The sequence below is a fragment of the Mesorhizobium sp. M1A.F.Ca.IN.020.06.1.1 genome (assembly GCF_004023265.1).
In the GTDB taxonomy this organism is placed as follows: Bacteria; Pseudomonadota; Alphaproteobacteria; order Rhizobiales; family Rhizobiaceae; genus Mesorhizobium.
In genome coordinates this window covers 1-1,199 of record NZ_RZSR01001338.1, presented here as the reverse complement: position 1 = coordinate 1,199, position 1,199 = coordinate 1, and the positions used below count along the sequence as shown (strand labels likewise).

General features: G+C 64.1%; 1 protein-coding gene and 1 pseudogene. Both read right to left on the bottom strand.

Features of this window, described 5'->3' with window-relative positions:
- Window positions 1-696: NADP-dependent phosphogluconate dehydrogenase (locus tag EOA60_RS33800; RefSeq protein ID WP_128312666.1), on the bottom strand; the 696-nt coding region annotated here is incomplete at its 3' end.
- 31 nt (window positions 697-727) lie between these two features.
- Window positions 728-1,199: pseudogene (locus tag EOA60_RS33795) on the bottom strand (glucan 1,4-alpha-glucosidase); the annotation flags it as partial.

Here is a 1,199-nt window from a genome sequence, read left to right as displayed (position 1 = left end):
TTGATAGTATTGCGGGCTTTCGAGCGGGCTGGTTTCAGCGTCCGCCGTGCGGGCGCGCTTGCCGGCATTGGCCGATTTCAGGATGTTGATGCCCTCGGCGTAAGCGGCCATGACGCCGTATTCGATGCCGTTATGAACCATCTTGACGAAATGGCCGGCGCCGCTCGGCCCGCAATGCAGATAGCCGTAAGGCGCGGTTCCGGCGTCCTTCGGCGGATTGGAGCCCGGGTCGGAGCCCGGCGCCAGCGTGGCGAAGACCGAATCCAAGTGTTTCACGGCGTCGTCGGGGCCGCCGATCATCAGGCAGTAGCCGCGCTCCAGTCCCCAGACGCCGCCGCTGGTGCCGACATCGACGAAATTGATGCCCTTGGTCGCCAACTTCGCCGCCTGGTCGACGGCATCGTGATAATAGGAATTGCCGCCGTCGATGATGATATCGCCCGGCTCCATCAGCGCCGCAACCTGGTCGACGATCCTGCCGGTGATCGCCGCCGGCAGCATCAGCCAGGCACAGCGCGGCTTAGCGAGCTTGGCGACGAACTCCTCCAGCGAGGCGGCGCCGATGGCGCCGTCCTTGACCATGCCGGCGACGCTTGCCGAATTGATGTCGTAGACGACGCATTCGTGGCCGTCGCGCATCAGGCGCCGCACCATGTTGGCGCCCATCCTGCCCAGTCCCATCATTCCGATCTGCATGGTGTTATCCTAATAGCTTGAGGAAAGAACCTTACCGGCTATCCGAAGGATCGATGCCGACGGTGAAGTCGACATTCTCCCAACGGCTCGCTTCCGGCCAGAAAAATGTGAAGACGACCGTCGATCCCGGCTGCAGGCCGGCGACATCCAGGTCAACCAGGTGGACGCCGAAGGCGTTCTCCACCGTGTTGTCGTCGCGCACCGTCAGCCATTTGTCGCTACTCCAGTGAACCACGCCGCGCGCCGCAAGTTCCACGCGCAGGAGCTTGCCGGCGGGAAGCGAGCGGATCTTGTTGTTGAAGCGCCATGTCCTGAACGGCGACACGGTTTTGCGCTTGATGTAGCGCTCGACGCCCTGCGGCGGCATGTCGAAGACCTTGCCGTCGCGCAGCGAGCGCAGCAGCTTGATGTGCTCGGCACGCGCCCAGACCAGCGGCATGGCGCTGCCCGATGGCGCGCCGAGCCGCAATTCGCGCTCCGGCAGGTCGGGTCTGTCCCAAACC